The 24,311-nt window shown below is 72.1% G+C and carries 24 protein-coding genes; 13 read left to right on the top strand and 11 right to left on the bottom strand.

Translation table 11 applies throughout. From position 1 onward, the window contains the following. The first annotated feature begins 29 nt into the window (after positions 1-29). On the top strand, positions 30-929 hold the full coding sequence (locus tag ASG28_RS11990) for a helix-turn-helix transcriptional regulator (RefSeq protein ID WP_157485711.1): 900 nt from the start codon (positions 30-32) through the stop codon (positions 927-929). A 69-nt stretch (positions 930-998) separates the two neighbouring features. Here the strand turns inward: ASG28_RS11990 and ASG28_RS11985 are convergent, their stop codons facing one another. Beyond that, positions 999-1,502 carry a hypothetical protein gene (locus tag ASG28_RS11985; protein WP_055975409.1) on the bottom strand — a complete coding sequence of 168 codons (504 nt, stop codon included), beginning with the start codon at positions 1,500-1,502 and terminating at the stop codon, positions 999-1,001. 290 nt (positions 1,503-1,792) lie between these two features. Here ASG28_RS11985 and ASG28_RS11980 point away from each other — a divergent pair, with 290 nt between their 5' ends. From ASG28_RS11980 to ASG28_RS11970, 3 genes are read left to right on the top strand one after another with little or no spacing between them, the layout of a single operon-like run. Beyond that, a complete protein-coding gene (locus ASG28_RS11980) occupies positions 1,793-3,346 on the top strand; it encodes an acid phosphatase (protein WP_200925293.1) in 1,554 nt (517 codons plus the stop codon). A 40-nt stretch (positions 3,347-3,386) separates the two neighbouring features. After that, positions 3,387-3,740, top strand: coding sequence for a Cd(II)/Pb(II)-sensing metalloregulatory transcriptional regulator CmtR (cmtR, locus tag ASG28_RS11975; RefSeq protein ID WP_055975403.1), 354 nt, complete (start codon positions 3,387-3,389; stop codon positions 3,738-3,740). Further along, the gene (locus ASG28_RS11970) at positions 3,737-4,447 is read left to right on the top strand and encodes a cation diffusion facilitator family transporter (RefSeq protein ID WP_055975400.1); all 711 of its coding nucleotides are present in this window, start codon (positions 3,737-3,739) and stop codon (positions 4,445-4,447) included. Before cmtR ends, ASG28_RS11970 begins: the two co-directional genes overlap by 4 nt. A gap of 120 nt (positions 4,448-4,567) precedes the next feature. On the opposite strand, the gene ASG28_RS16670 is transcribed toward ASG28_RS11970, so the two are convergent. The 4 genes from ASG28_RS16670 to ASG28_RS11950 all read right to left on the bottom strand — a co-directional run bounded on the left by ASG28_RS16670 (position 4,568) and on the right by ASG28_RS11950 (position 7,122). Next, the gene (locus ASG28_RS16670; RefSeq protein WP_055975397.1) at positions 4,568-5,056 is read right to left on the bottom strand and encodes a PIN domain-containing protein; all 489 of its coding nucleotides are present in this window, start codon (positions 5,054-5,056) and stop codon (positions 4,568-4,570) included. Further along, positions 5,053-5,259 (bottom strand): type II toxin-antitoxin system VapB family antitoxin, encoded by a 207-nt coding sequence (locus ASG28_RS16665; protein WP_162235709.1) that lies wholly within the window; start codon positions 5,257-5,259, stop codon positions 5,053-5,055. The genes ASG28_RS16670 and ASG28_RS16665 overlap by 4 nt, the downstream gene beginning before the upstream one ends. A 181-nt stretch (positions 5,260-5,440) precedes the next feature. Next, entirely contained in the window at positions 5,441-6,040 is a 600-nt protein-coding gene (locus tag ASG28_RS11955; RefSeq protein ID WP_082454616.1) for a TetR/AcrR family transcriptional regulator, read from the bottom strand. A gap of 56 nt (positions 6,041-6,096) precedes the next feature. Then, on the bottom strand, positions 6,097-7,122 hold the full coding sequence (locus ASG28_RS11950; RefSeq protein WP_055975391.1) for an SDR family NAD(P)-dependent oxidoreductase: 1,026 nt from the start codon (positions 7,120-7,122) through the stop codon (positions 6,097-6,099). 187 nt (positions 7,123-7,309) lie between these two features. Here ASG28_RS11950 and ASG28_RS11945 point away from each other — a divergent pair, with 187 nt between their 5' ends. The 8 genes from ASG28_RS11945 (at position 7,310) to nhaA (ending at position 15,401) form a co-directional block, all read left to right on the top strand. Then, positions 7,310-8,185 carry an SDR family NAD(P)-dependent oxidoreductase gene (locus tag ASG28_RS11945; protein WP_055975388.1) on the top strand — a complete coding sequence of 292 codons (876 nt, stop codon included), beginning with the start codon at positions 7,310-7,312 and terminating at the stop codon, positions 8,183-8,185. Between the two features lie 161 nt (positions 8,186-8,346). Continuing rightward, the gene (locus ASG28_RS11940; protein WP_055975386.1) at positions 8,347-8,802 is read left to right on the top strand and encodes a hypothetical protein; all 456 of its coding nucleotides are present in this window, start codon (positions 8,347-8,349) and stop codon (positions 8,800-8,802) included. Next, on the top strand, positions 8,799-9,101 hold the full coding sequence (locus ASG28_RS11935) for a winged helix-turn-helix domain-containing protein (RefSeq protein WP_055975383.1): 303 nt from the start codon (positions 8,799-8,801) through the stop codon (positions 9,099-9,101). Before ASG28_RS11940 ends, ASG28_RS11935 begins: the two co-directional genes overlap by 4 nt. A 193-nt stretch (positions 9,102-9,294) precedes the next feature. Continuing rightward, a complete protein-coding gene (locus ASG28_RS11930; protein ID WP_055975381.1) occupies positions 9,295-9,990 on the top strand; it encodes a TetR/AcrR family transcriptional regulator in 696 nt (231 codons plus the stop codon). Between the two features lie 111 nt (positions 9,991-10,101). Continuing rightward, positions 10,102-12,741, top strand: coding sequence for an MMPL family transporter (locus ASG28_RS11925; protein WP_055975378.1), 2,640 nt, complete (start codon positions 10,102-10,104; stop codon positions 12,739-12,741). A gap of 427 nt (positions 12,742-13,168) precedes the next feature. Further along, entirely contained in the window at positions 13,169-13,681 is a 513-nt protein-coding gene (locus ASG28_RS11920; RefSeq protein ID WP_055975375.1) for an FBP domain-containing protein, read from the top strand. 180 nt (positions 13,682-13,861) lie between these two features. Continuing rightward, positions 13,862-14,035, top strand: a complete 174-nt coding sequence (locus ASG28_RS11915; protein WP_157485188.1) for a hypothetical protein — start codon at positions 13,862-13,864, stop codon at positions 14,033-14,035. A gap of 73 nt (positions 14,036-14,108) precedes the next feature. Further along, positions 14,109-15,401 (top strand): Na+/H+ antiporter NhaA, encoded by a 1,293-nt coding sequence (nhaA, locus tag ASG28_RS11910; protein ID WP_055975370.1) that lies wholly within the window; start codon positions 14,109-14,111, stop codon positions 15,399-15,401. Positions 15,402-15,583: 182 nt separating this feature from the next. Here the strand turns inward: nhaA and ASG28_RS16770 are convergent, their stop codons facing one another. Both ASG28_RS16770 and ASG28_RS11900 read right to left on the bottom strand, forming a co-directional pair. Next, positions 15,584-16,834 carry a hypothetical protein gene (locus ASG28_RS16770; protein ID WP_200925291.1) on the bottom strand — a complete coding sequence of 417 codons (1,251 nt, stop codon included), beginning with the start codon at positions 16,832-16,834 and terminating at the stop codon, positions 15,584-15,586. After that, the gene (locus tag ASG28_RS11900; protein ID WP_055975366.1) at positions 16,824-17,366 is read right to left on the bottom strand and encodes an RNA polymerase sigma factor; all 543 of its coding nucleotides are present in this window, start codon (positions 17,364-17,366) and stop codon (positions 16,824-16,826) included. The genes ASG28_RS16770 and ASG28_RS11900 overlap by 11 nt, the downstream gene beginning before the upstream one ends. A 126-nt stretch (positions 17,367-17,492) precedes the next feature. Between ASG28_RS11900 and ASG28_RS11895 the strand changes: the two genes are divergently transcribed. Beyond that, positions 17,493-17,900: an arsenate-mycothiol transferase ArsC gene (locus ASG28_RS11895; protein WP_055975363.1), complete on the top strand. Its 408-nt coding sequence runs from the start codon at positions 17,493-17,495 to the stop codon at positions 17,898-17,900. A gap of 197 nt (positions 17,901-18,097) precedes the next feature. Here the strand turns inward: ASG28_RS11895 and ASG28_RS11890 are convergent, their stop codons facing one another. The 4 genes from ASG28_RS11890 to ASG28_RS11875 all read right to left on the bottom strand — a co-directional run bounded on the left by ASG28_RS11890 (position 18,098) and on the right by ASG28_RS11875 (position 23,777). Beyond that, positions 18,098-19,063, bottom strand: coding sequence for a carbohydrate ABC transporter permease (locus ASG28_RS11890; protein ID WP_082454615.1), 966 nt, complete (start codon positions 19,061-19,063; stop codon positions 18,098-18,100). Further along, positions 19,060-20,019, bottom strand: coding sequence for a carbohydrate ABC transporter permease (locus ASG28_RS11885; protein ID WP_056228315.1), 960 nt, complete (start codon positions 20,017-20,019; stop codon positions 19,060-19,062). The genes ASG28_RS11890 and ASG28_RS11885 overlap by 4 nt, the downstream gene beginning before the upstream one ends. A 58-nt stretch (positions 20,020-20,077) precedes the next feature. Further along, the gene (locus tag ASG28_RS11880) at positions 20,078-21,433 is read right to left on the bottom strand and encodes an ABC transporter substrate-binding protein (RefSeq protein ID WP_055975358.1); all 1,356 of its coding nucleotides are present in this window, start codon (positions 21,431-21,433) and stop codon (positions 20,078-20,080) included. A 106-nt stretch (positions 21,434-21,539) separates the two neighbouring features. Further along, on the bottom strand, positions 21,540-23,777 hold the full coding sequence (locus ASG28_RS11875) for a beta-galactosidase (protein WP_055975355.1): 2,238 nt from the start codon (positions 23,775-23,777) through the stop codon (positions 21,540-21,542). Positions 23,778-24,311: the final 534 nt, after the last annotated feature.

Here is a 24,311-nt window from a genome sequence, read left to right as displayed (position 1 = left end):
GGGCCGGCTCCGCGACCGGAGGTGAGACGTTGACCGAGCAGGGTGGCGTCCCCGCGGACCGCCCGACGACGACGGCTCGGGCGACGACGACGGGGCGCCCGACGGCGATCATGCGTCCGGGTCAGCCCCTCGGGCTGCGGCTCGACGCCCGGCACGACGAGTTCCGCGACCTCCTGCTCGACTGCTCGCTCGAGGACGTCGGCGCGGCCGGCCGGTCGTGGCTGCGCGACCGGTACGCCGAGATCGTGCCGATCGTGCTCGCCCCGGCCCTCGCGGCGGTCGAGCACGGCCGCCCCCTGCCGGCCTCGTGCCTCGACGACCTGCGTGCCGTCGCCCGCCGCAGCGCGACCTGCCCCGACGTCGACCTTGCCGTCGTCCTGCGCGGGGCCCTGCCCGCTCTCCGCATCTTCTCCCTCGTCATGCACTCGGCGTCGGGCGGGCAGGCCGGCGCCCTCGTCCTCGCCATGGCCCGCGCCGCCCAGGTCGCCCACGAGCTCGGCACCTGCTGGGCCGAGGAGTGGGCGCGACACCGGCCCCGTCTCGTCGCCGCCCCGCCGGGCGGGGGACCAGGAGGCGCGGGCGGCACCCAGCCACCCCCGGCGTCCTCGGGGTCGGACGTCGCGCTCGACCTCGTGGCCGACGCCCCCGACCTCGACGACGTCGAACGGCAGATGCTCACCCTCACCGCCTACGGTCTCTCGAACGCCGAGATCGCCCGCGAGACGGCCTACAGCCGCCAGGCCGTGGCCTGGCACCTGGCGCGACTGATGCGGTCGTGGAGCGCCCCCAACCGGACGGCCCTCGTCTCGGTCGCCTTCGTGAAGGGCGTCATCCGGTCACGCATCGTGCGGCGGGACCGACGACGGGGCGGACCGAGGGCGGTCCAGGCGCCGACCCGACCCGCGCCTCCTGAACTGCCCCCGGCCTGACCGCGCACACAGGAACCCGCCCCGGCGTCCGGTGAGGACGTCGGGGCGGGTTCGCGGTGCCGCGGTGGGTCAGCCGCCGTTGATGCTGATGACGTTGTCGGTCTTGACGTTGTTGCCGAGCACGCCCCAGTTCAGGTAGCCGCCGTCACCGTTGTTGGTGACCTTGCCGGGGCCGTCGAACCAGTAGATGACGTAGCTGCCGCCCTTGATGTCGATCGGCTGGGCGTCGACGATCGAGCCCTCGACGGTGATGTCCTGGTTCTTGTTCACGACCGCGACCGTGAGCCGGTCGGGGTTGCCGGCGTTGTAGTAGCCGACGTCCAGGGCGGCCAGCACGGCGCCCGACCGGTCGCCCTGGTCGTTGACGGCGGCGCTGATCGCGCTGACGATCGCCAGCGGGTCGAGGGTGACGCTGCCCGTGATCGGGCTGCCGGTGCTGGACTCCGGCGAGGCGGGGGCGGTGGTCGCCGCCTGTGCCGGGGCGGCGGCGAATCCGCTCAGCCCCGTGACGGCGACGCCGCTCACGGCGACGGCGGCGATGATCGTGGCGGTCTTCGACTTCAGGTTGCTCATGGTTCGTCCTCTTTCGTTGTCGTAGGAGTTCGAGTTGCGGTGCTTCGTGTTGTCGAGTGGAACTGCCTTGCGAGAACGATCCTGTGGCCGCCGGCGGCGCGATGCACGCGTTCGCCGTCGACGTTGGTCGGGTGACCAACGATGGGTCGGGACGGTGCGTCACCGGTGTAAGACGCCGACGACGAACGAGGTCAGGGCCAGGTCACCTGAGCGTCACCTGTCGTCCAGACGTGCGCCACTCCGCTTCCCTACCGTTCGGCGTGGCCCCACCGGGCCGCCGACGCAGGTCGGTGCACGCACCCACGAGAGGCACGATCATCACGACCACGACCCCCCGCCGCCCCCGACGCGCGGCCGACCGCCGGCCCGTCCGCCGCGCCTCGGTGCTCGCCGCGAGTACGGGCCTGGGCGTGCTGCTCTCGGGCTTCGGCGCCCTCTCGGCCTCGGCGGCCACCCCGTTCGAGCCCGACCGGCTGAGCTACCCGTACGCGTCGAACGCGACGTACGACTACGTGCCGATCATCGACCAGTTCACGACGCTGCGGGCCGAGCGTCCCGACATCATCGCGCTGAACGACGAGAAGACCGTGGCGATCAACCAGGGCGCCACCCCTGCCCGGGTCGACCGGGCGATCGTCGACCAGTACGCCGACATGTCCGTCTCGATGTCGGACGGCCTCGGCACCCGGCTCGGCGAGATCTACCGCGCCGCCCGCGCCGCCGGCGAGCTGCCGAAGACCGCCGCGCTGCTCGCGAAGGACGGCGGGCTGGTCGGCTACTACTCGTCGTCGAACCCCGCCAAGGAGCACTTCGACTACGACCGCCCGTACATCCGGTTCCCCGAGCGACTCACCTACCGAGACAAGCCGGGTGGCGACGCCTGGGCCTCGACCTCGGGCGCGTACCCGAGCGGCCACACCTCGCAGGCCTACTGGCAGGGCACCTCGCTCGCCACGATGCTGCCCGAGCTCGCCCCGCAGATCCTGGCCCGCACCTCCGAGGCCGGTGACAACCGCGTCGTCATGGCCGCGCACTATCCGCTCGACGTGATGAGTGGTCGCATGATGGGCCAGGAGATCGTCGAGCGCCGCTGGGCCGACCCCGAGTTCCGCGTGCTGTTCGAGGAGGCGGGCGCCGAGCTGCGCGACGTCCTCGAGGCCGGATGCGGCGCCTCCTTGGACGTCTGCATCGCCGCCGACACCCCCTACCTCACGGACCAGGAGGCGCTGGCCGTCTACCAGGACCGCATGAGTTACGACTTCCCCCTCGTCGGAACGGCCGGGCAGGCCATGACCGTCCCCGCCGGAGCCGAGTCGCTGCTGATCTCGAGCCGCCCGACTCTGACCGACGACCAGCGTCGCCAGGTGCTCGCCCTCACCGCCATCGACTCGGGCCGTCCGCTCGACAAGGGAGCCTCGGGCAGCTGGCAGCGCCTCGACCTCGCGGCCGCCATGTCGGTGCCGATCACCGTCGCGGCGGACGGCACGGTGTCGCTGGCCGCCGCACCCGTCGACCCCGCACCGGTCGACCCGGCACCCGTCGACCCGGCACCGGTCGACCCGGCACCGGTCGACCCGGCACCGGTCGACCCGGGCTCGACGACGCCCGTCGTTTCGGCACAGCCCGTCGCAGGAGGCGCGGTGCAGCAGCCCGCGTCCGGCACGATCACCGCGGCCGACGCGGCGACCCGTGACGCCGTCGCTCGTGACGCGGCTGCTCGCGCCGACCTGGCCTCCACCGGCTCCGACCACGTGGTCGGCATCGTCGCCGCCGCGCTGGGGCTGCTCGCCGCGGGCGTCGGCCTGGTCGTCCTCCGCCGTCGTCGGGCCGCACGGCGACCCTAGGCCTCGACGACAGGTCAGCATGCGCTGTACAGTTCAGCGCATGCTGACCATCGCCCCGCGCCTCGACGCGATGAGCAGGCTGGGGCGCGCGTTGAGCGACCCGACCCGCTCGCGCCTCCTGCTCGAACTGCTCGACGCGCCGGGGTATCCGGCCCGGTTGGCCGAGACGCTCGACCTGACCCGGTCGAACGTGTCGAACCACCTCGCCTGCCTGCGCGGCTGCGGCATCGTCGTCGCCACCTCCGAGGGCCGTCGCACGCGGTACGAGATCGCCGACCCGCACCTGACGGCGGCCCTGCGCGCGCTGGTCGACGTCGTGCTCGCCGTCGACGACGGGGTCGACTGCACCGACGAGGCCTGCGACGTGCCGCTCTGCTGCGGGCCCGGCGCATGAGCCTGCCGATCGGGCCCGACGTCGTCGTGGGGCGCGTCCCCGGAGCGTCCGCCCTCACCGCCGCCCGCCGCATCGTCCTGCAGCGCCGCATCCGCTGGATCGTCGCCGCCACCATCGCCTACAACGTCGTCGAGGCGATCGTCGCGCTCGCCGCGGGCACCGTCGCGTCGTCGACGGCCCTGATCGGGTTCGGCCTCGACTCGATCGTCGAGGTGCTCTCGGCCGCCGCGGTCGCCTGGCAGTTCTCGGCCCCCGACCCCGAGAAGCGCGAGCGCACCGCCCTGCGGGTCATCGCCGTCGCCTTCTTCGCGCTGGCCGCCTACGTCGGGGTCGACGCCGTGCTCGCCCTGGCCGGCCTGCGCGAACCCGAGCACAGCGGCGTCGGCATCGTGCTCGCCGCCGTGAGCCTCGCGATCATGCCGTTCCTCAGCCTGCTCGAACGCCGCACGGGCCGAGAGCTCGGGTCGGCCTCGGCCGTCGCCGACTCGAAGCAGACGTTGATCTGCAGCTACCTGTCGGCCGCCGTGCTGATCGGCCTCGTCCTCCACCTCGCCTTCGGCTGGACCTGGGCCGACCCGGTCGCCGGGCTCGTCATCGTCGTGTTCGCCGTGCGCGAGGGGCTCGAGGCCTGGCGCGGCGACGCCTGCGCCGTGCCCGTCTCGGCGCTCACGGGCGAGCGCGACGTCGAGCCCTGCGACTGCTGCTGACGCTCGACCGCCCGCCCGCCCGCCCGCGACGAGGGAGTCGATCCGGGCACCACGTCAAAGCGCCGGCGGTCACCGATACGCTGCGACTGGTGAGATCGGCGAGGCTCAGTCGATCACTGCTCAGAGGCTGCCCTCGGTCACCACCCACTGCTGCCGGAGATCGGGGTAGGCGCGGGCGATGTGGGTGAAATCCCGGTCGTAGTGCACGACGGTGGCCCGGTTCACGACTGCGTAGGCGGCGATGAGGACGTCGACGGCGCCCGCTGCCCTGCCCATGTGAGCGGCGAAGAGAGCGGATCGGATGGCCGCCACGTCTCGCACCTCCGGATGCACCCGGCAGTCCGAGAAGGCACCAGCCAGCGTCAGGACGATCGCGGAGTGGTCCTCGAGGCTTCGGGCGCTGAAGCCGTATTCGGCCGCGACAGGCGGGCAGATGAGGATGTCGTCCGGCGCGGTCGTCCGGATGATCGCCTCGATCGCTGCACGAACCGCCGGCTCGGTGGCGACCCGCTGCCACGCCGAGTTGTCGATGATGAAGCGGTGCCGCCGCACCTCCATCTCGTGCTCGTCGGGCTCGGCGAGGTGGAGCCCTGGACGGCCGGTGCTCACGCGTCGATCGTCCCCGGGCCTGCTGGCTGCGGATCGACGTCGACCTCGATCCCGCTCAACGTGGCCAAGGCCTCGAGCTGCACCTGCCGCTTCACGATGTCGCCGAGTGCCTGGTTGATGGCGTCTTTCGTCGTCCTCACGCCGAGGATGCCCTTGGCGGCTGCCAACAGCTCGGTGTCCACGTCCACGCTCGTCATCGCCATGGTGACCTCCATATGCTTGAGCCTGCGAGTTTATATGTCTCCGGCTCTCGGTGCCAGTCGCATCGATCATGCGACGACGCTTTCGCGACTCGACGCGGCGGAGCCGTCTCTCCACAGGCCGCCGCTCCGCGGCCCGCTCGGCGCGGGTCCGTGGAGGAGGCGACGGGCGGTCGGCGACGCGTCAGGCCGGGCGCGCCGCGACGCCGTCGAACAGCAGCTCGACGGTGGCCTCGAGCGCGGCGTCCCCGGGGTCGCGGCGGGTCACGACGTGCAGCAGCACCGTGCCGATCAGCGACTCGACCAGGGCCTCGAGCGGGGCGTCGTCCCGGATCTGCCGCGCGCGCCTCCCGGACTCGAGGCGGGCGAGCAGCGCCGCCCGCGTGACCGAGGTGACGCGCTCGTCGTAGTGCTCGGCGACGGCGGCGTCCTCGGCGGTCGCCGCGATCGACGCCCGGATCAGCCCGCCCGCAGCGGGCGAGGCGAAGGCCGAGAAGGAGGCGCGGAGCCAGTCGAGCACGTCCCCACGCACGTCGCCCGTGTCGGCCACCTCGAGGTGGGGCAGCAGGTGTCCCGTGAGCATGCCCTCGGCCACCAGCGCCGCCTTCGCCGGGTACCAGCGGTAGATCGTCGCCTTGCCGACCCCCGCCGCCGCCGCGATGCGGTCGAGCGAGAGCTTGTCGTAGCCGCGCTCGGCCAGCTCGTCACGGGTCGCGTCGAGGATCGCGAGGCGGGCGGCCTCGCTGCGGGCGCGGCCGGGGCGGGTGGGGCGTGCGGTGGTCACCGGTCCATCCTCGTGCACGTCCTGCCGCCCCCGGCCTCGCTGCGGATCGTCCGGCCCTACTGGACCGACCAACCGCCGTCGCTCGCCAGGATCGCGCCGTTCACGTTCACCGCGTCGTCGCTCAGCAGGAAGGTGATCGACGCCGCGAGCTCCTCGGCCGTCGCGATCGTCGGGATCGCCGCCTGGAACGGACGCAGCCGCGCCGACCCCGCCTCGGACACGTTCGCCGGGAAGGGGATGCCCGTCGCGACGCCGCCGGGCGCCACCGCGTTCACCCGGATGCCCTGCTGCGCGTACATGAAGGCCGCCGACTTGGTCAGGCCGACGACGCCGTGCTTCGACACCGTGTAGGCGTTGCCCGACGCGTTGCCGCGCAGCCCCGCCTCGGAGGCCACGTTGACGATCGAGCCGCGGCCGGCCCCGAGCATCACGGGGATCACCGCGCGGGACAGCTTGAACCCGCCGGTCAGGTTGATGCCGATGACGCGGTCCCACATCGCGTCGCTCGTCTCGTGCAGGGGAGAGAAGTCGTCGTTGATGCCCGCGATGTTCGCCAGGGCGTCGATGCGGTCGCCGGCGGCCGCGACGATCGCGTCGATGTCGTCCTGCTTCGTGATGTCGCCTGCCACGGGGACCACGTCGGCGTCGGGCAGGGAGGCGACCAGCGCCTCCAGCTTGTCGGCGAAGAGGTCGACGGCGACGACGCGGCCGCCCTCGCGGGCCACGCGGGACGCGGTCGCGCGGCCGATGCCGGAGGCCGCACCCGTGACGACCACGGTCTTGCCGGCGAACCGACCGGGGGTGATCGTCTCGCGCCACGGGCCGTCGGCGTCGACCGTCTCGTCGGGCACCACGCCGTCGTTCACCTGCAGCACGAGAGCGTCGACCAGCTCCTGCGGCACCTGTCCCTGGCTCATCGCGACCAGCTGCTGCAGCGGCAGACCGCGGACCGGGGCGAGCGCGCTCTCGTCGAACGCGCCTCCCTGCCCGAGTGCGGCGCGGATCGCGGGCCCGCCCTCGGGGTGGTCGAGCCAGGTGCCGATGGTGCTGGAGCCGGTCAGGGGAACGGTGACGTCGGACATGTCGTCTCTTCTCTGAGGAGGGTCGGGTCGGGTGGGTCGGGGCGGGCACGGGAGCGGCACCCTGATTCGAAACAGATTGTCTCGCATTGCGACGGTACCGCGGGCGGAGGACTTCGCGGCTGAGCGCCTGCCGAGAGAACGCCGACCGCCGACCCACCCCCGCCGCATCCCGCCTAGCGTCCGATGCATGACCGTCACCCTGCCTCCCGCCGCCCGCCTCGACGACCGGACCGTGGTCGTCACCGGAGCCAGCTCGGGCATCGGCCGCGCCGCCGCCCGCGAGCTCGCCCGCCGTGGTGCCACCGTCGCCGTGGTCGGTCGCAACCCCGACCGCACCCGCACGGTCGCCCACGAGATCGGTGGCACCGCCTACCTCGCCGACTTCTCCGACCTGTCGACCGTGCGCGAGCTGGCCGACCAGCTGCTCGCCGAGAACCCCCGCATCCACGTGCTCGCCAACAACGCGGGCGCCACGATCCCCGAGCGTGCGCTCACGGTCGACGGGCACGAGACGACGTTCCAGGGCAACCACCTCGCTCCCTTCCTGTTGACCGCGTTGCTGACGCCGCGCCTCCTCGAGACGGCGAAGGAGGCGCCGGCCGGGTCGGTCCGCATCGTCCAGACCTCGAGTGCCGGCAACCTGTTCGGCAAGGTCGACCTGGACGACCTCGACAACGCACGGGGTGCGTGGGCCGGCGGCTTCCGCGCCTACGGCACGTCGAAGCTGCTCAACGTGCTGTTCACCCGCGAGCTGGCCCGACGCCTGCCCCGCGCCGGCGGCGGGGTCGACGCGTTCGCGTTCCACCCCGGATTCGTCGCCTCGGGCTTCGGTGGCGACGGCGCCTTCATGACCGCGGCCAAGCGCCTCGCGGTGTCGACCGAGGACGGCGCCGAGCCGCTCATCCGCCTCGCGGGTGCCACGACCGTGCCGGCACCGAGCGGCAACTACTTCGACCGCCTCAAGGCCCCCGGCCGCGTCGCCCGCCAGGCGAACGACGCCGATCTCGCCCGTCGCCTCTGGGACGAGAGTGCCCGCCTGCTCGACCTCGACGAGACGATCTGACCGAGCGCCCGCCGGTCTCGCGGCCCGTCGAGTGGGCGGAAGATGTCCTTCCCCGACGAGGGAAGAACATCTTCCGCCCACTCGATCGAGTTGGACAAGAAAGTACTTGCTTAACGGGAAAGTGCTTTCTAGAGTGAGAGTCCTACGAGAGGACGATCACGATGACCGCTGACATCACCGGTAGTACCGGCACTCCCGACTCCGCCGAGGCCCGGCGTCTGCTCGACCAGGCCGCCGCCGTGGGCCGAAGCGCGACGTCGGCGGCGAGCTGGCCCGCCGTGGCCTTCCTGCTCGGCCTCGGCGCCGCGGCGTCGATGGGAACCCTCGCCATGGGCCTCACCACAGGCACCGCCTACTTCGTCTCGATGGGCGGCCTGCTGGTCTGGGTCGCCGTCCTGGTCGTGGCGCTCGTCGTCCTGAACAGGTCGGCCCGGGCGGGTTTCGGTCGACGCTGGATCGCGTATCTGGCCGCGTTCTTCGCCTGCTACGTCGGGGCCATGCTCGTCGTCGGCTTCTCACAGGGCCAGAACGTCGTCGGCAGTGCGGTGATGTCGGCTGTGCTGCTCGTGGTGTCGGTCGCCTGTGCGATCGTCGAGGTGCGCGAGGCGCGACGATGACCGCCCGACCGCACCCGCGCCTCCGGCTGTCCGAGTTGCTGCACCAGCCCGTCCGCTTCTCGATGATGGCGGCCCTCGCCGCGGCCGAGGGTCTCGACTTCCGTGACCTGCGCGACGCCGTGCAGGTGACCGACTCGACCCTGAGCAAGCAGGTCAGCGCCCTCGAGGCCGCGGGCTACATCGCGGTCACGAAGGGGTTCGTGGGCAAGCGACCCCGGACGAGCCTGAAGCTGACCCCGTCCGGGCGCGAGGCCTGGGCCGAGCACCTCGCCACCCTCCGCGAGATCGCCGCCGGCTAGTCGCCGGACCAGTCGAGTGGTCAGAAGATGTCCTTCCCCGACGAGGGAAGGACATCTTCCGCCCACTCGATCGGTCGGACGAGGAGGCGCGGGCCCCGGGCGGTGGGCATGCCGCGTCGCGGCCGCGCAAGTCCCAGCAAGTGCCCAGCCGTCGTGGGTGCACCGAGTGCGTCGCTGCACTTAGTGTAGGCAGGTGACCGTCAAGACCCTGGTGCCCGACCGCCGTGCCGCCCTCAAGGCGAAGCACCGTCAGGCCATCGTCGACGCCGCCGACGCGCTCATCGCCGAGCGCGGGGCACCCCGCTTCAGCGTCGACGAACTGGCCGAGCGCGCCGACGTCTCGCGTCGCACGGTCTTCAACCACTTCTCGTCGCTCGACGAGGTCGTCATGACGGCCTGCACCCGCGTGCTCACCGGGGCCGTCGACGAGTTCCGGGCCGCGACCGCCGCGACGCCCGTCGGTGACGGCAGCCGCGCCTCCTTGTTCGCCGAGGTCATCCAGGCCATGCAGGGCATCGACCTGCCGGCCGTCGTCTCGTACCTCTGGGGGGTCCTCGGCGACGACGGCAGCGACCCGCGGTCGCACAGCCTGATCCAGGACGTCTTCACCCGCGTCACCGAGCAGCTCTCGATCGAGATGGCCGAGCGCAGCCCCGCCACCGACCCGCTCGAGGCCGAGGTGCTGGTCAGCTCGCTGATGAACGGCATCGCCGTCGTCGCCCGCCACTGGATCATGCGGACCGGCGCGGTCGTCGACGCCGACAGCCGCGACGTCTGGGCCGACCTGCTCGACCGGATGACGACGAGCATCCGCACCGGCTACGGGCCGTCGGCGACGCCGACCCCTGCGGCAGCTGCCCCGACGGCGCCCGGCCCGACCACCCCCTGACCCGTCGGCCGGCGTCCCCGGCCGACCCGCACCTCCTTCTCGACGACGCGACGTGAGGCCCACCCCCGCAACCCGCATCACCCCGCACCATCCCTGGAGGAACAGACACCCATGGCATCCCTGCTCTATCGACTCGGCCGGTTCTCGGCCCGGCGGGCCTGGCTCGTCATCGTGGCCTGGCTGGTCGTGCTCGGCCTCGCCGGCGGCGCCTTCGCGCTGTTCGGCGGCACGCTGACCACCGCCGTCAGCATCCCCGGCACGGCGACCCAGAAGGTCAGCGACGAGCTCGCCGAGAAGTTCCCCCAGGCGAGCGGCGGCACCGGCACGGTGGTCTTCACGACCACCGACGACTCGGCCTTCACCGACCAGCAGAAGTCCGACATCGCGGCCCTGCTGACCGACGCGAAGGAGCTGGACGACGTCAAGGGCACCACCGACCCCTTCGCGACCCAGCAGCAGATCGACGACCAGGCCCAGAAGATCACGGACGGCCGCACGCAGATCACCGCGGGCGAGGCCCAGATCACCTCGGGCCAGGCACAGATCGACGCCGCGAAGGCCCAGATCACCGCCGGCCAGCAGCAGCTCGACGCCGCCAAGGCCCAGGCGCAGGCCGCCGGTGGGGCCGCCCTCGCGGCCGCCACGCCGCAGCTCGAGGCGCAGCAGGCCCAGCTCGACGCGGGCACGCAGCAGATCGCCACGCAGCAGTCCGAGCTCGACGCGGGCAAGGCCGAGCTCGAGACGCAGAGCGCCACGCTCGAGCAGGGTGCCTCGTTGCTCGAACTGACCGACGGCATCCGCCAGGTGTCGACCGACGGCACCACGGCCGTCGCCAGCATCCAGTTCGACAAGGCGCTGAACCTCGTCACCAGTGAGAACAAAGAGGCCGTCGTCGAGGCGATGAACGACGCCGACATCGACGGCGTCGAGGTCGAGGTGTCGAACGACATCGCGGCCAGCATCCCCGAGATCCTCGGCCCGGGCGAGGTGGCCGGCGTCGTCATCGCCGCCATCGTGCTGTTCGTCATGCTCGGCACCCTGATCGGTGCCGGCCTGCCCCTGATCAACGCCCTGATCGGCGTCGGCGTCGGCGTGCTCGCCTCGCTGTCGCTCTCGGGCGCCGTCGAGATGCTGTCGGTCACGCCCGTGCTGGGTGTGATGCTCGGCCTCGCGGTCGGCATCGACTACTCGCTGTTCATCCTCAACCGGCACCGCACCCAGCTGAAAGAAGGGGTGCCGCTGCACGAGTCGATCGGCCTGGCCAACGGCACCTCGGGCAACGCGGTCGTCTTCGCCGGCTCGACCGTGCTGATCGCCCTGCTCGCGCTCAACCTGACCGGCATCCCGTTCCTCGGCCTGATGGGCACCGTCGGCGCGGTCTGCGTCTTCGTCGCGATCCTGATCGCCATCACGCTGACCCCGGCGCTGCTCCGCCTCGTCGGCCTGCGCATCCTCACCAAGAAGGCGCGGAAGGCCGTCGGCAACACCGGGGCCGTCCGGGTGCCGACCAAGCCGATGAGCACCACGCGTGCCGTGCTGACCCTCGTGGCAGGCGTCGCCGTGCTGCTGATCGTCGCGATCCCCGCGCTGTCGATGCGCCTCGGCCTGCCCGCCGGGTCGTCCGAGCCGGTCGACTCGAGCGCCTACAAGGCGTACAAGCTGATCGACGAGAAGTTCGGCGCCGGCGTCAACGGCCCCCTGGTCGTCGTCGCCGACCTGCCGACCGCGATCTCGGACGACGACCTCGTCTCCGAGCAGGTGCGCATCGGCACGATCCTCAAGGACCAGGACGACGTCGCCGCGGTCGCCCCCATCGGCGCCTCGGACGACGACACCCTGCTGGCGTTCCAGGTCGTGCCGAAGGGCGGGCCGACCGCCGAGTCGACCGAGCAGCTCGTGCGCGACCTGCGCGGGCTCGACATCGACGACGTCTCGTCGCTCGGCGTCGCCGGCAACGCCTCGGGCAACATCGACGTCAGCGAGAAACTGGCCGGAGCCCTGCCGCTCTACCTGCTCGTCGTCGTCGGGTTGTCGTTGATCATCCTGATCTTCGTGTTCCGGTCGATCCTCGTGCCGATCACCGCCACCATCGGGTTCGTGCTGTCGCTGTTCGCCGCGTTCGGCGGCGTCACCGCGGTGTTCCAGTGGGGCTGGCTGGGTCCGGTCTTCGGTGTGCACGACCCGGGGCCGATCCTGAGCTTCCTGCCGATCCTGATGGTCGGCGTGCTGTTCGGGCTCGCGATGGACTACCAGCTGTTCCTGGTCAGCGGCATGCGCGAGGCGTACGCCCACGGCTCGTCGGCCCGCCTGGCGGTGCAGCGCGGCGTCCACGCCGGTCGCACGGTGGTCACGGCCGCGGCCCTGATCATGACGGCGGTCTTCTCGGGCTTCGTGTTCTCGAACTCGGTGATGATCCAGTCGATCGGCCTGGGGCTGGCGCTGGGCGTGCTCGTCGACGCGTTCGTCGTGCGCCTGCTGCTGATCCCGGCCGTGATGCACCTGCTCGGCGACGCCGCGTGGTGGCTGCCGAAGTGGCTCGACCGCATCCTGCCCGACGTCGACGTCGAGGGCGCCTCCCTCGAGCGGTCGCAGCCGCACGCCTCGTCCGGTGACGCCGCGGGTGCGGGTGCGGGTGCAGGCGCGGGCGCGGGCTCGGCTGACGGGCACGTCTCGCACGTCGACCCGGCGGCTCCCGTCGACGCCGTCCCCGACGGCAGCGACCCCGACCACCACGGGCGCCACGCGGGCTGACCCCGCGCCTCCGGAACCGGCGAAGCGCTCCGGGTCGAACCGTCGATGCGCCGTCGAACCGCGCATCTGCATGGTTCGACGGCGCACCGGTGGTTCGACCCCGATCACAGGAGGCGCGGCCCCGTTGCCGCCGGAGCCCCACCGCCCTAGGGTGGCCCGGTGATCATCCCGTCCGCACCCGTGACGCCCTCCGGGCGTGAGGGGGTCGTCGGCGCCGCGTGCGCCGGCTGCAGGTAGTCGCGTCTCCGCAGCGGATCGACCGTCCGGGTCGATCCGTGCTCCGCCGTGCCGCGCGGGCTGCAGCCCCGGCACGGTCCCACGAGAACACCCGGGCCGATCGACGCGTCGACGGTGGGCACGGGCGGTCGCCGGCCGCCCGTGCCCGTGGACGTCGTCGCCGCCCCGGGCCCGACGACCGGAGAACCACATGATCCCCCTGACCGAGAAGACCGTCCGCGCCTCGTTCGTCAACGCGAGCCGCAAGGAAGCCACCGACCTCACCCTGCCCCCGGGCTTCGCCGACCTCGACTGGGACGACCTCGAGTACCTCGGCTGGCGCGACCCCAAGATCGCCCGCCGGGCCTACGTCGTCGTGCCGACCCTCGACGCGGACGGCAGCCCGGGCCCCGCGGTCGCCGGCGTCGTGCTGCGCCAGGCCGAGGCCTCACCCCGCCAGCGGGCGCAGTGCACCTGGTGCCAGGACGTCCGGCTGCCGGCGGACGTGCTGTTCTACAGCGCCAAGCGGGGGGGCGCGGCCGGACGCAACGGCGACACCGTGGGCACGCTCGTCTGCGGCGGGTTCGAGTGCTCGGACAACGTGCACGTCGCACCGCCCGAGGCCTACCTCGGGTTCGACGTCGAGGCGGCGCGGCTCGAGCGCATCGCGAGCCTGCGCGTGCGGGCCGCGGGCTTCGTCGAGAACGTGCGCCGCGCCTCCTGACCGGGCCGCGCCTCCCGACCCGGCGAGACCGGGACGCAGGAGGCGCGGGTCGGCACCGCGGACTGAACGTCGCACCGTCGGAACAGGCGGTGCGACGTCCAGTCGGCGGTGCGTTCCGCCCGCACAGCGCAGGAGGCGCGGGTCGGCCCGCTCACGGACCCCGGCGGTACCCTGGTGGGCATGTCGTCACCCGCCTGCCCGTCCCGCGCCCCGCGCCGGGCGCGCACGGCGCAGCAGGCGTTCCCGAAGCGGCTCGTGCTGACGAAGCGCACCTGTGGCACGAACGGCTGGATGAGCCTGTGGGGCAGCAACGCCCACGGCGAGATCGCCGGGTGCCCGCCGCCCGTGGCGTAGCGCCGCTCCTCGTCGTCGACGGGTCGAGCGGACGCCCCGCCCTGCTCACCGACGCTCCCGAAGGACGACACCCATGACCGACCCCACCCCCGCCGACCTGACGGCCGCTCCTCCTGCTCCCGCCCACGCGCCCCACGCCGAGGGTCGGGCCGCGCGCTTCTCGCGCTTCCTCAGCCGCGACACGACCGGCGGCCTGCTGCTGCTCGCGGCGACCGTGCTCGCGCTCGTCCTGGCGAACAGCCCGGCCGGCTCGTTCTACGCGGCCGTGCGCGACGTGTCGTTCGGTCCCGAGGCCCTGCATCTGCACCTGAGCGTCGGCACCTGGGCGGCGGACGGCCTGCTGGCGATCTTCTTCTTCGTGGTCGGCCTCGAACTCAAGCAGGAGTTCGTCGCCGGATCGCTGCGCGACCCCCGCGTCGCGGTCCTCCCCATCGCCGCGGCGGTCGGTGGGGTCGCCCTGCCGGCACTGATCTTCACGCTGGTCAACCTCGGTGCCGGGCCCGACGCGCTCCAGGGCTGGGCGATCCCCGCCGCGACCGACATCGCGTTCGCCGTCGCCGTGATCGCCGTCGTCGGCAAGCGGCTGCCCCCGGCCCTGCGCACCTTCCTGTTGACCCTCGCCGTGGTCGACGACCTGATCGCGATCACGATCATCGCGGTGTTCTACACGGCGGGCATCGCCTTCGTCCCCTTGCTGCTGGCGCTGCTGCCGCTCGCCGCGTTCGCCGTGCTCGTCCGGCGTGGCGTGCGGGCGTGGTGGCTGCTGATCCCGCTGGGCGTCGTCGCCTGGGCGCTGGTGCACGCGTCGGGGGTGCACGCCACGATCGCCGGGGTGCTGCTCGGCCTGCTCGTGCCCGCGGTGGCCACGGCTCGGGCCGGCGTCACGCACGTCAGTCCCGACGGCCACGAGGTGCGGCACCCGCTGACCCACCACTTCGCCGAGCGCTGGAGCCCGGTCTCGTCGGGCGTCGCCGTCCCGATCTTCGCCTTCTTCTCGGCCGGTGTCACCGTCGGCGGGTTCGGCGGGCTGGTCGAGTCGCTGAGCGACAGCGTCGCCATCGGCATCGTCGTGGCTCTCGTCCTCGGCAAGTCGATCGGCATCACCGGGGCGTCGCTGCTCGTGACCCGCCTGCCGGGCATCCGGCTCGACCCGAGCCTGCGCTGGGGCGACGTGCTCGGGCTGTCGTTCGTGGCCGGCATCGGGTTCACCGTGTCTCTGCTCGTCGGCGAGCTCGCCTACGGCACCGGCAGCGAGCAGGACGACGTGGTCAAGGTCGGCGTCCTCGTCGGCTCGCTCGTCTCGGCCCTGATCGGCGGCACGATCCTCGCCGTGCGCGGTCGCGCCCGGGCCCGCCTCGACGCCTGACGGGCCGCCGTCCGCCGAGACCCCAGGAAGTCGCCGAGACCCCGGGGCGCGCACGAGGGTCTCGGCGAGGTCCTGGGGTCCCGCCGCCCTCCGCCGGCCGCCCTCCGCCGGCCGTCCCGCGCAGGCCGGGCCGCGCCTCCTGCGGTCGCGTGCCTCGGTCACGGCAGCGCAGGAGGCGCGGGTCAGCTCGCAGGACGCGTCGCGAGGATCGCCTCGGCAGCCGCGACGAGCTGAGCCTGCAGATTCGTCTCGCCGACGTCGCTCGCGCTGACCTGCAGCCACGAGCCGTCGGTGACCACGTTCACGGAGCACGCGCTTCCCTCGTCGGAGACGCAGACGTACTCCGCCTCGTCGGCACCGGCCACCGACACGGGTGACCGTTCGAGGGAGGCCATCGAGTCCACCGCCTCGACGGCCCAGCCGCTTCCCGGGCTCAAGGACACGGTGACGTCTGCGATCTCGGAGACGGGAGCGCTCTCGAGGTAGGGCGTCGACCAGAAGCACGCGAGCGATCGGTCGGCAGCGCCGACGATCCCGCTCAGGTCGTCGCGGTGCAACGTCTGAGGGCCCTCCAGGCGAGGGGAACCCAGGATCTCGCTCAGGGGTGCCTCCGGTGCCAGCGCTTCGCACCCGTCGACCTGGTTCCACGACGACCCCGGGCGAGTCCAGGGGGACGTCGCGGACAGCCCGTCGAGCTGAGAGGCCACGCTCGACAACGCCACGATCGTGTTGGCCGCGCGTGTCTCGGTCGACACGGTGTCCGACGTGGCGTCGACGTCGGACGACGAGAACTCGACCCACCACGGGCCTGCGACGAAGGAGGCGTCACAGCCGTACTCGGAACAGATCATGGCGGACGCCTCGCCGACACCGGCACGCGTGGAACCTGTCGTGCGCAAACCGTCGACGCTCGTGAGACCGCTGTCGCGGTCGCTCGAGACCGAGATGTGGACGCGTGAGTACGGCTGCTCGGCGGAACCCCACTCGCAGCGCAGGACGCCGGATTCGAGGAGGGCGGCGTCAGACGTCCTGAGCAGGCCGACCCGGCCCTGCACGGGTGACGGGATGAAGAGGTCCATCCGCACGCCACTCGCCAGCGTCGCGCAGTCGATCGGCGCCGACGGCACCGGCGCGACCACGGGTGCCACCGTCGGCGTGGGTCGTGGCGTCGCCGTCGGTGTGACGGTCGGCGTCGGGGTGGGCGTGCTCGTCGGCGTCGCCGGTGCCGAGGCCTGGAACGGGGAGGGCAGCATGCCGAGCGCGAGGGCTCCCGAACCGCCGCCGATCGCCAGCAGGGCGGCCAGTCCCAGGCCGAGACCGAGGGTGCGGTTGCGCTTGCGGCGCGGGGACTCCGTGGTGCGTTCGAGGACGTTCTGTTTCATCGTGACGAGCATGCTTCTCAGCTCGTCTCCGGTGGGGGGCTCAGAGTTCATCGTTCATCACCGCCTTCTTCTTCAGTCGCGATCGGGTGCGCGACACGCGTTGGGTGACGGCGCCGATGCTCAGCCCGACCTGGGCGGCGGCCTCGCCGTAGGGGCGTCCCTCGATCAGGCAGAGCTCGACGATCTGCCGGTCGACCGGGCCGAGGGCGTCGATCTCGTCGCGGACCCACCGCAGCCGGTCACGCGCCTCCTCGCCGTGGTCCGGGGCGACGAGGTCGTCGGGCAGCTCGTCGGTGATGGCGCGGGCCTGCTTGCGGCGCAGGTTCGCGGCGTGGTTGCGGCAGACGACCAACAGCCAGGGCAGCAACGAGTCCTCGGGCAGGTCGATCTGGTCGACCTTCTTCCAGAGGGTCACGAACGTGTCCTGAACGATCTCCTCGACGTCCATCCGGGTCGCCGCCAGCGCCCACGCGTAGCGGGTCACCGTCGCGGCGTGCCGGTCGAACAAGGCCGACAGCGCCCGTTGGTCACCCCCGACCGTGCGTCTGACGAGCTCGTCGTCGCCTTCCGTGTCGTGATCCACGTCCACCCCCTTCACTAGAGGAGTGTCGCGGAACCGGCGAACCTGACACGGGACCTCCGGCGGATCGGCGGGCGGCCCGTCACGACGGCACGGGGCCCGGCCACCTGGGGTGGGTACGGTGTCCGCATGACCCCGACCCGCGCCTCCGTCCTGTTCGTCTGCCAGAAGAACGGGGGCAAGTCGCAGATGGCCGCCGGGCTGATGCGTGACCTCGCCGGCGACGAGGTCACCGTCGTCTCGGCCGGCACGAAGCCCGGCACCGACCTCAACGCGCAGTCGGTCGAGTCGCTCGCCGAGCTCGGCATCGACCTCGGCGACGAGCACCCCAAGGCCCTCACCGAGCAGATGGTGCGCGACGCCGACGTGGTCGTCGTCCTCGGTCAGGAGGCGCGGGTCGACGAGGTCCCCGGCACCCGGTTCGAGACCTGGGTCACGGACGAACCCTCCGAGCGCGGCATCGAGGGCATGGAGCGCATGCGCCTCGTCCGCGACGACATCCGCGCCCGCGTCGCCGACCTGCACGCCCGCCTCTGACGCCGAGACCCCACGAAGTCGCCGAGACCCCTCGGCGCGCGCGGGGGTCTCGGCGACTTCCCGGGGTCTCACGCACGAACGGAGGCGGTGGCGACCTCTCAACGTCACCACCGCCTCCCGGGCCGCCGCTGCCACGGCCACGGCCCACCCGCGCCGACCTCCACCGTGAACCGGGGGCCGGGCGGGAGTCGGACCGCCTACCCCTTGACGCCGCCCGCGCTCAGGCCGGACTGCCAGAAGCGCTGCAGGAACAGGAACGCCACGACCAGCGGCAGGATCGACACGAACGATCCGGTCAGCACGGTCGAGAACAGCACCTGGGCGCCGCCGCCTCCGGTCGCGGCCTGCTGCCACTGCGCCAGGCCGACCGTCGCCGGGAAGAGCGACGGGTCGTTCAGCATGATCAGCGGCAGGAAGTAGTTGTTCCAGGTCGAGACCAGCGCGAACAGCAGCACCGTGACGATGCCCGGCGCGAGCAGCCGCGACGCGATCGTCAAGAAGATCCGCAGCTCGCCGGCCCCGTCGATCCGGGCCGCCTCGAGCAGGCTGTCGTCGACCGCCTCGCTCGCGTAGACGCGCATCAGGTAGACGCCGAACGGGCTGACCAGCGACGGCAGGATGATCGCCCAGGGGGTGTCGACGAGGTTCGCCGCGCTGAACAGCAGGTAGGTCGGGATCGCCAGCGCCGTCAGCGGCACCATGACCGCCCCGAGGATCAGGCCGAAGACGAACGACTTGCCCTTGAAGACGTACTTGGCCAGCGAGTAGCCGCACATCGTGGCGAGCACCGCGGCACCGACCGAGCTGACGACGGCGTAGAGCACCGTGTTGCCCATCCACTGCACGAAGATGCCGTCCTGGAACGTGAACAGCTGGGCGAGGTTGTCGCCCAGGGCGAAGGTGCGGCCGAAGGCCAGGCCGAACGTCGAGAAGATGTCGCCGTTCGTCTTCGTCGCCTGGATCGCCAGCCAGATCAGCGGCAGCAGGAAGTACGCCAGCGTGATCCAGAGGATCACGGTGAGGATCGGCGTCTTGCGCTTCGACCGCTCGACGCGACGTCGCGGGCGGCGCCGACCCGCGCCTCCTGAAGCTTCGAGGCGGCGGACGGGACGGTCGACCGACGTGGCCCCGGCGGTGTCGACGGGTGCGGGTGCGATCGTCACGACAGGCGCTCCTTGCGTGAGGTGGCGAGCTGCACCACGTAGCTGATGATCATGATGAGGAACCCGAGCAGGAACGCGATGGCCGCGGCGTAGTTGACGTCCTGGTTCTTGAACGCGACGTTGTACGCGTAGAGGTTCGGGGTGAAGTCCGAGCCGATCGCGTTGGGCGCGATGCTGTAGAGCAGGTTCGGCTCGTTGAAGAGCTGGAACGACCCGATCACCGAGAAGATCACGGTCAGCAGGATCGCCGAGCGGATCGCGGGGATCTTGATGCTCCACGCCACCCGCCAGGGCCCGGCGCCGTCGATCTCGGCGGCTTCGTACATCTCGGTCGGCACGCTGCGCAGCGCGGCGTACAGCACGATCATGTTGTACCCGATGAACTCCCAACTGACGATGTTCATCGTGCTGCCGAGCACGTTCTGCGGCGACAGCAGGTCGGGCGGGGTGAGGCCGACACCGCTGATCACCTGGGCGATCAGGCCGGACTCGCGGCCGTAGAGGTAGCCCCACATCAGCGTCGCGACGACGCCGGGCACGGCGTACGGCACGAAGATCGCGAGGCGGACGAACTTGCTGCCGGCCACGCGGCCGGTGTCGAGCGCGAGCGCGACGAACAGGGCGATCACGAGCATGATCGGCACCTGCACGAAGAGGAACAGGGCGACCCGGCCGAGGCCGGCCCAGAAGCTCGGGTCGTTCAGCGCGCGGCTGTAGTTGGCGAGGCCCGAGAAGACCTGCCCGCCGACGAGCTGCGAGGTGAAGGTGCTCAGGTAGCCCGCGTAGCCGAGCGGCACCAGGAACATCGCCGCGAAGACGACCAGGAACGGGATCGCCAGCGCCCAGGCCGCGACGAGCTGCGGCCGGTGCAGCGAGCTCGTGCGCCGCGGGGTGGCGGGCTGACGGGACGAGGAGGCGCGGGTCGCGTCTCGACGAGGGGTGACGGAGGTGGACATGGGGCTCCTTGCCGGGCCGAGGGGGTGCCGCCCGAGGGCGGGCGGCACCCCGTGAGCGCTACTTGACGGTGAAGCCCTGCTGCTTCGCGTAGGCGGTGACGTCGTCCTGCCACGCCGTGAGGGCGGCGGACAGGTCGGAGTGGTCGGCGATCGCCTTGCCGAGCGTGTCGTTGAAGCTCGAGTAGACGTAGTCCATGAACGGCAGCCACTGGAAGTCGGTGCTGACCGTGTCCGAGACGCCGGCGAAGAGCTCGTTGACCTTCTGGCCGCCGTAGAAGTCCGAGGCGGTGTCGGTGAAGTCGCTGCTCGACAGGGTGTCGGTCGTCGTCGGGAACAGGAACTGCTCGTTCGCGAAGGCCAGGGTCGACTCGGGGTCGCTGTTCAGGAACTTGCTGAACTCGGCCGCGGCGATCGGGTTCTGCGTGCCCGTGATGACGGCGTCGCTCGATCCGCCCCAGTTGCCCGAGACGTCCTCGCCGGCCTTCCACTGCGGGATCTTCGCGGCGGTCCACTTGCCGCTCGTGTTCGCCGCCGTGCCCTGCAGGAAGACGGGGCCCCAGGCGGCGGTCTGCCAGCTGGCGTACTTGCCCGACGAGAAGCCCTGGTACCAGGCGTCGTTGAAGTCGGCGTCGGTCGAGACGAGGTCCTTGTCGATGAGGTCCTGCCAGAAGGTGACGACCTTCTGCGTCTCGGTCGAGTCGAGGTCGATGCCGACGGTCTTGTCGCCGTCGTACGAGAACGGCTTGGCGCCGGCCTGCCAGAACAGCCCGACGATCTGCCCGGGGTCGTTGCCGGGCAGGTTCGAGATGTACGAGTCGGTCTTGTCCTTGATCGTCTGCGCGTCGGTCGCGAAGTCGGCCCAGGTCTCGGGTGCCTTCGTCAGCCCGGCCTGCGCGTAGATGTCCGAGCGGTAGAGGTTGCCGAGCGGGCCCGAGTCCTGCGGCACCGACCAGACGCCGGTGTCGTCCGCGACCTGGTTCCAGACCCACGGGACGTACTTCGACTCGAGGTCCGCGCCTCCGTAGGGGGTCAGGTCGACGAGGCTGCCGGTCTGACGGAACGACGGGATGTACTGGTACTCGATCTGGGCGACGTCGGGTGCGCCCTTGCCGGCCTTGAGCGCCGTCCGCAGCTTCGGGTACTGCGCGGTGCCGGTGCCCACGTTGACGACGTCGACCTTGATCTTCGGGTACTTCGCCTCGAACAGGTCGACCTCCTTCTGGACGTCGGGCACCCAGGTCCAGAAGGTCAGGGTCGTGTCGGTGTCCATGGCCTTGTCGATGTCGGCCTGCGAGACCGGCGCGGTGTCGCCACCGCCACCCGCGCCTCCGCCGGACGGTGCGCAGCCGGTCAGCACGAACGCCGACACGACGGCGAGTGACACGAGCGCCTTTGCTGTGGTCTTTCTCTTCATGGTGGTTCTTCCTCGAGGGGGTGGGGGAGTGGTGCGGGGGTCGGGTGGTGCGGTCGGAGGGGTGCGGGGGTCGGGTGGTGCGGGTCGGAGGGGCGGCGCGGCTCGCCTAGGACGTGGCGCCGGCGGCGGCGGCCTCGTCCGGGGCGGCGGCGTCGGCCTCGGGGCCCGCGTCGACGAGCTCGTAGACGTGGGCCGCGCGCGGGGCGAGGGTCAGGGTGGTGCCGGCGGCGACGACCTCGCGGGTCTCGAGGTCGCGGACCGCGGAGGGGGTGGTGACGGTGGCCTCGTGGGCCGACCAGTTCGACACGAACGCGAGCCCGGGGGCGTCGGCTCGTGAACCGGTGGTGACGGTGACCGTCTCGGTCGCCGCCCACGCGCTCGCCGCCGTGGCCGGCACGAGCCACCGGGCGATCGAGCGCGAGAGCTCGGGGTTGGGCACGGTCGCGACGTAGCTGACACGACCGGCTCCGGAGGTGCGGGTCGTCAGCACCGCGTCGGCCCCGATCTCGGTCGGTTCGGCCCGCAGCACGACGGTGGCGTCCTCGACGTGCAGGACGTCGGCCCAGCGGGTGCCGGCCGAACCGGGTTCGAGGGTGAAGGGTGCGGCGGCCGGGTCGGTGGCGGCGTCGGGGACCGTGCCCGCGCCTCCTGCGGTCGTGTCGTCGGAGCGCTCGGCGGTGCCGGCGTCGGCGACGTGGACGGCGAGGGGTTCGTCGAGGTTGGTGTACTCCTCGTACCAGACGCCCGCGGGGCCCGAGAGGCGGGCGGGGGCGGGGTCGCGGCGGGCCCGGGCGAGCTCGTCGCCGTAGGCCGTGCGGATGCCGATCACGAGGTGGCCGCCCGCCTCGGCGTAGGCGGTGAGCGCGGCGAGGGTCGCGTCGTCGACCACGTAGAGCGCCGGCACCACGAGCACGGGGTGCCTCGTCGCCAGCTCGGCCGGGTCGGCGGCGACGAACTGCGCCACGTGCTGGATGCGCACCTGCACGCCCGCCTCGGCGAGCCCGCGGTAGTGCGCGTCGAACAGGTGCAGGTACGACTCGGGGTCGGGGCCCCCGTCGGGCAGGGCGAGCGGCGGGTAGGTCTCGAACGACCACTTGGTCTCGGTCGACCAGAGCATCAGCACGTCGGCGTCGGGTTCGAGGCCGTCCACCGCACCGCCGACGGCCTTGAGCGTGGCGCCCAGGGCCGCGACCTCGCGGTGGATGCGGCCGGGGCGCTGGCTGTGCGGCAGCACGCCGCCCCAGTAGGTCTCGACGCCGAAGTGCAGCGTGTGCCAGTGCCAGTACTCGACCATGCGGGCGCCGCGGGAGACGAGCGCCAGCGCGGCCTGCTTGATCTGTCCGTCGAACGGCGGGTGGTTCTGCCAGGGGCCGCCGATCGACTGGGCGTTGGTCTCGGTGACGAGGAAGGGGGCCTGCGCCGACGAGAACGCCCGGTCGCCCCACTGCTGCAGGGCCCAGACGCCGGTGTGCCACCAGCCGGCCTCGCGGGGCACCTCGACGCCGAGCGTCAGGCCGTCCTGCATCTTGTAATAGGGGTTGCCGGCCGTGACGTCGAGGCTCTCGACGAGCCTGTCGTCGGCCACCTGCGGGCGCGAGTACGAGATGCAGGTGGTGACGAACTGGTCGTCGCGGGCGTACTCGCGGACGACGTCGGCCTGCCAGGCGATCAGCTCGTCGGCCAGCTCGCCCTGGAAGCGCCGCCACTCGAGGTCGTACTGCGGTTGCACGTTGCCGTCCGGACGCCAGAGCTGCGACCACTCGGTCAGACGGTGCGACCAGTAGACCAGGCCCCACTCGTCGTTGAGGCGCTCGACCGTGCCGTACTTGCGCTGCAGCCAGGCCACGAAGCGGTCGAAGACCTGGTCGTTGCGCGGGCGCTCGTTGCCGGGCTCGTTGTCGACCTGCCAGCCGATCACGGCGGGGTGCCCGGCGTAGCGCTCGACGACCTTGCGCACGACGCGCTCGGCGTAGAAGCGGTACGCGGGGTGGCTCTGGTCCATCTCCTGCCGGGCGCCCCAGCCGGCGCGGACTCCGGTCGTGCGCTCGGCGGCGATCTCGGGGTGGCGCACCTGCAGCCACGGTGGCACCGCGTAGGTGGGGGTGCCGAGCACGACGGCGATGCCGCGGGCGTGGGCGCCGTCGAGCACGGGCTGCAGCCAGTCGAGGTCGAACTCGCCTTCGCGCGGCTCCCACGTCGACCAGACCGACTCGCCCACCCGGATCACCGTGAAGCCCGCCTCGACCATCAGGTCGAGGTCGCGGTCGAGGGTGCCCGCCTGCTGGTACTCGGCGTAGTAGGCGGCCCCGAAGAGAACCCCGGAGTGGCGTGGTGCTGACGTCATCGTTGACCCGTTCGTGTGTGTCGGCTGCGGTGGCGACCGCCGATGTCGTCCCGCGTGTGCTCGGGACGTCGATGGATGTTCCTTGGATGTTGTCGATAACATCGGCGTCTGCGGAGAACGTAACCCACGCCGCGCCGCCTGCGCAAGACCCCACTTCCGACCCGCTCCCCGCGCTCCCCGCGCCGCGCCTCCTGCCCTGCCCTCCCCCTGTCCGTCCCCGTCCTGCTCGCGTCAGCCGCGCGCCCTCCGGTGTGCAAATCGCGACAACCGCGCCCTCGATCGGACGTCTGCGCGGAAACGAGCGGCGTGTCGGACGCGCTTCGTCGCGATTTGCACGCCGGGGACGTCACGGGAGGTCGGGTTCGGCACGCCGGCGCGCGCGGCGGCGGACCGGAGGCCGGGAGGCGCGGGTCGGGTCGGGCGTGCGCGGCGGCGGACGGCGGCGGACGGCGGCGGACGGGCGGCGAGGAGGCGCGGGTCGGGTCGGGCGTGTGCGCCGGCGGACCGGAGGCGAGGAGGCGCGGGTCGGCCCGC

It is taken from the genome of Frigoribacterium sp. Leaf415, from assembly GCF_001424645.1.
In the GTDB taxonomy this organism is placed as follows: domain Bacteria; phylum Actinomycetota; class Actinomycetes; order Actinomycetales; family Microbacteriaceae; genus Frigoribacterium.
Note: the sequence above shows the minus strand (reverse complement) of the source record. Positions and strands in the feature narration are given on the sequence as shown.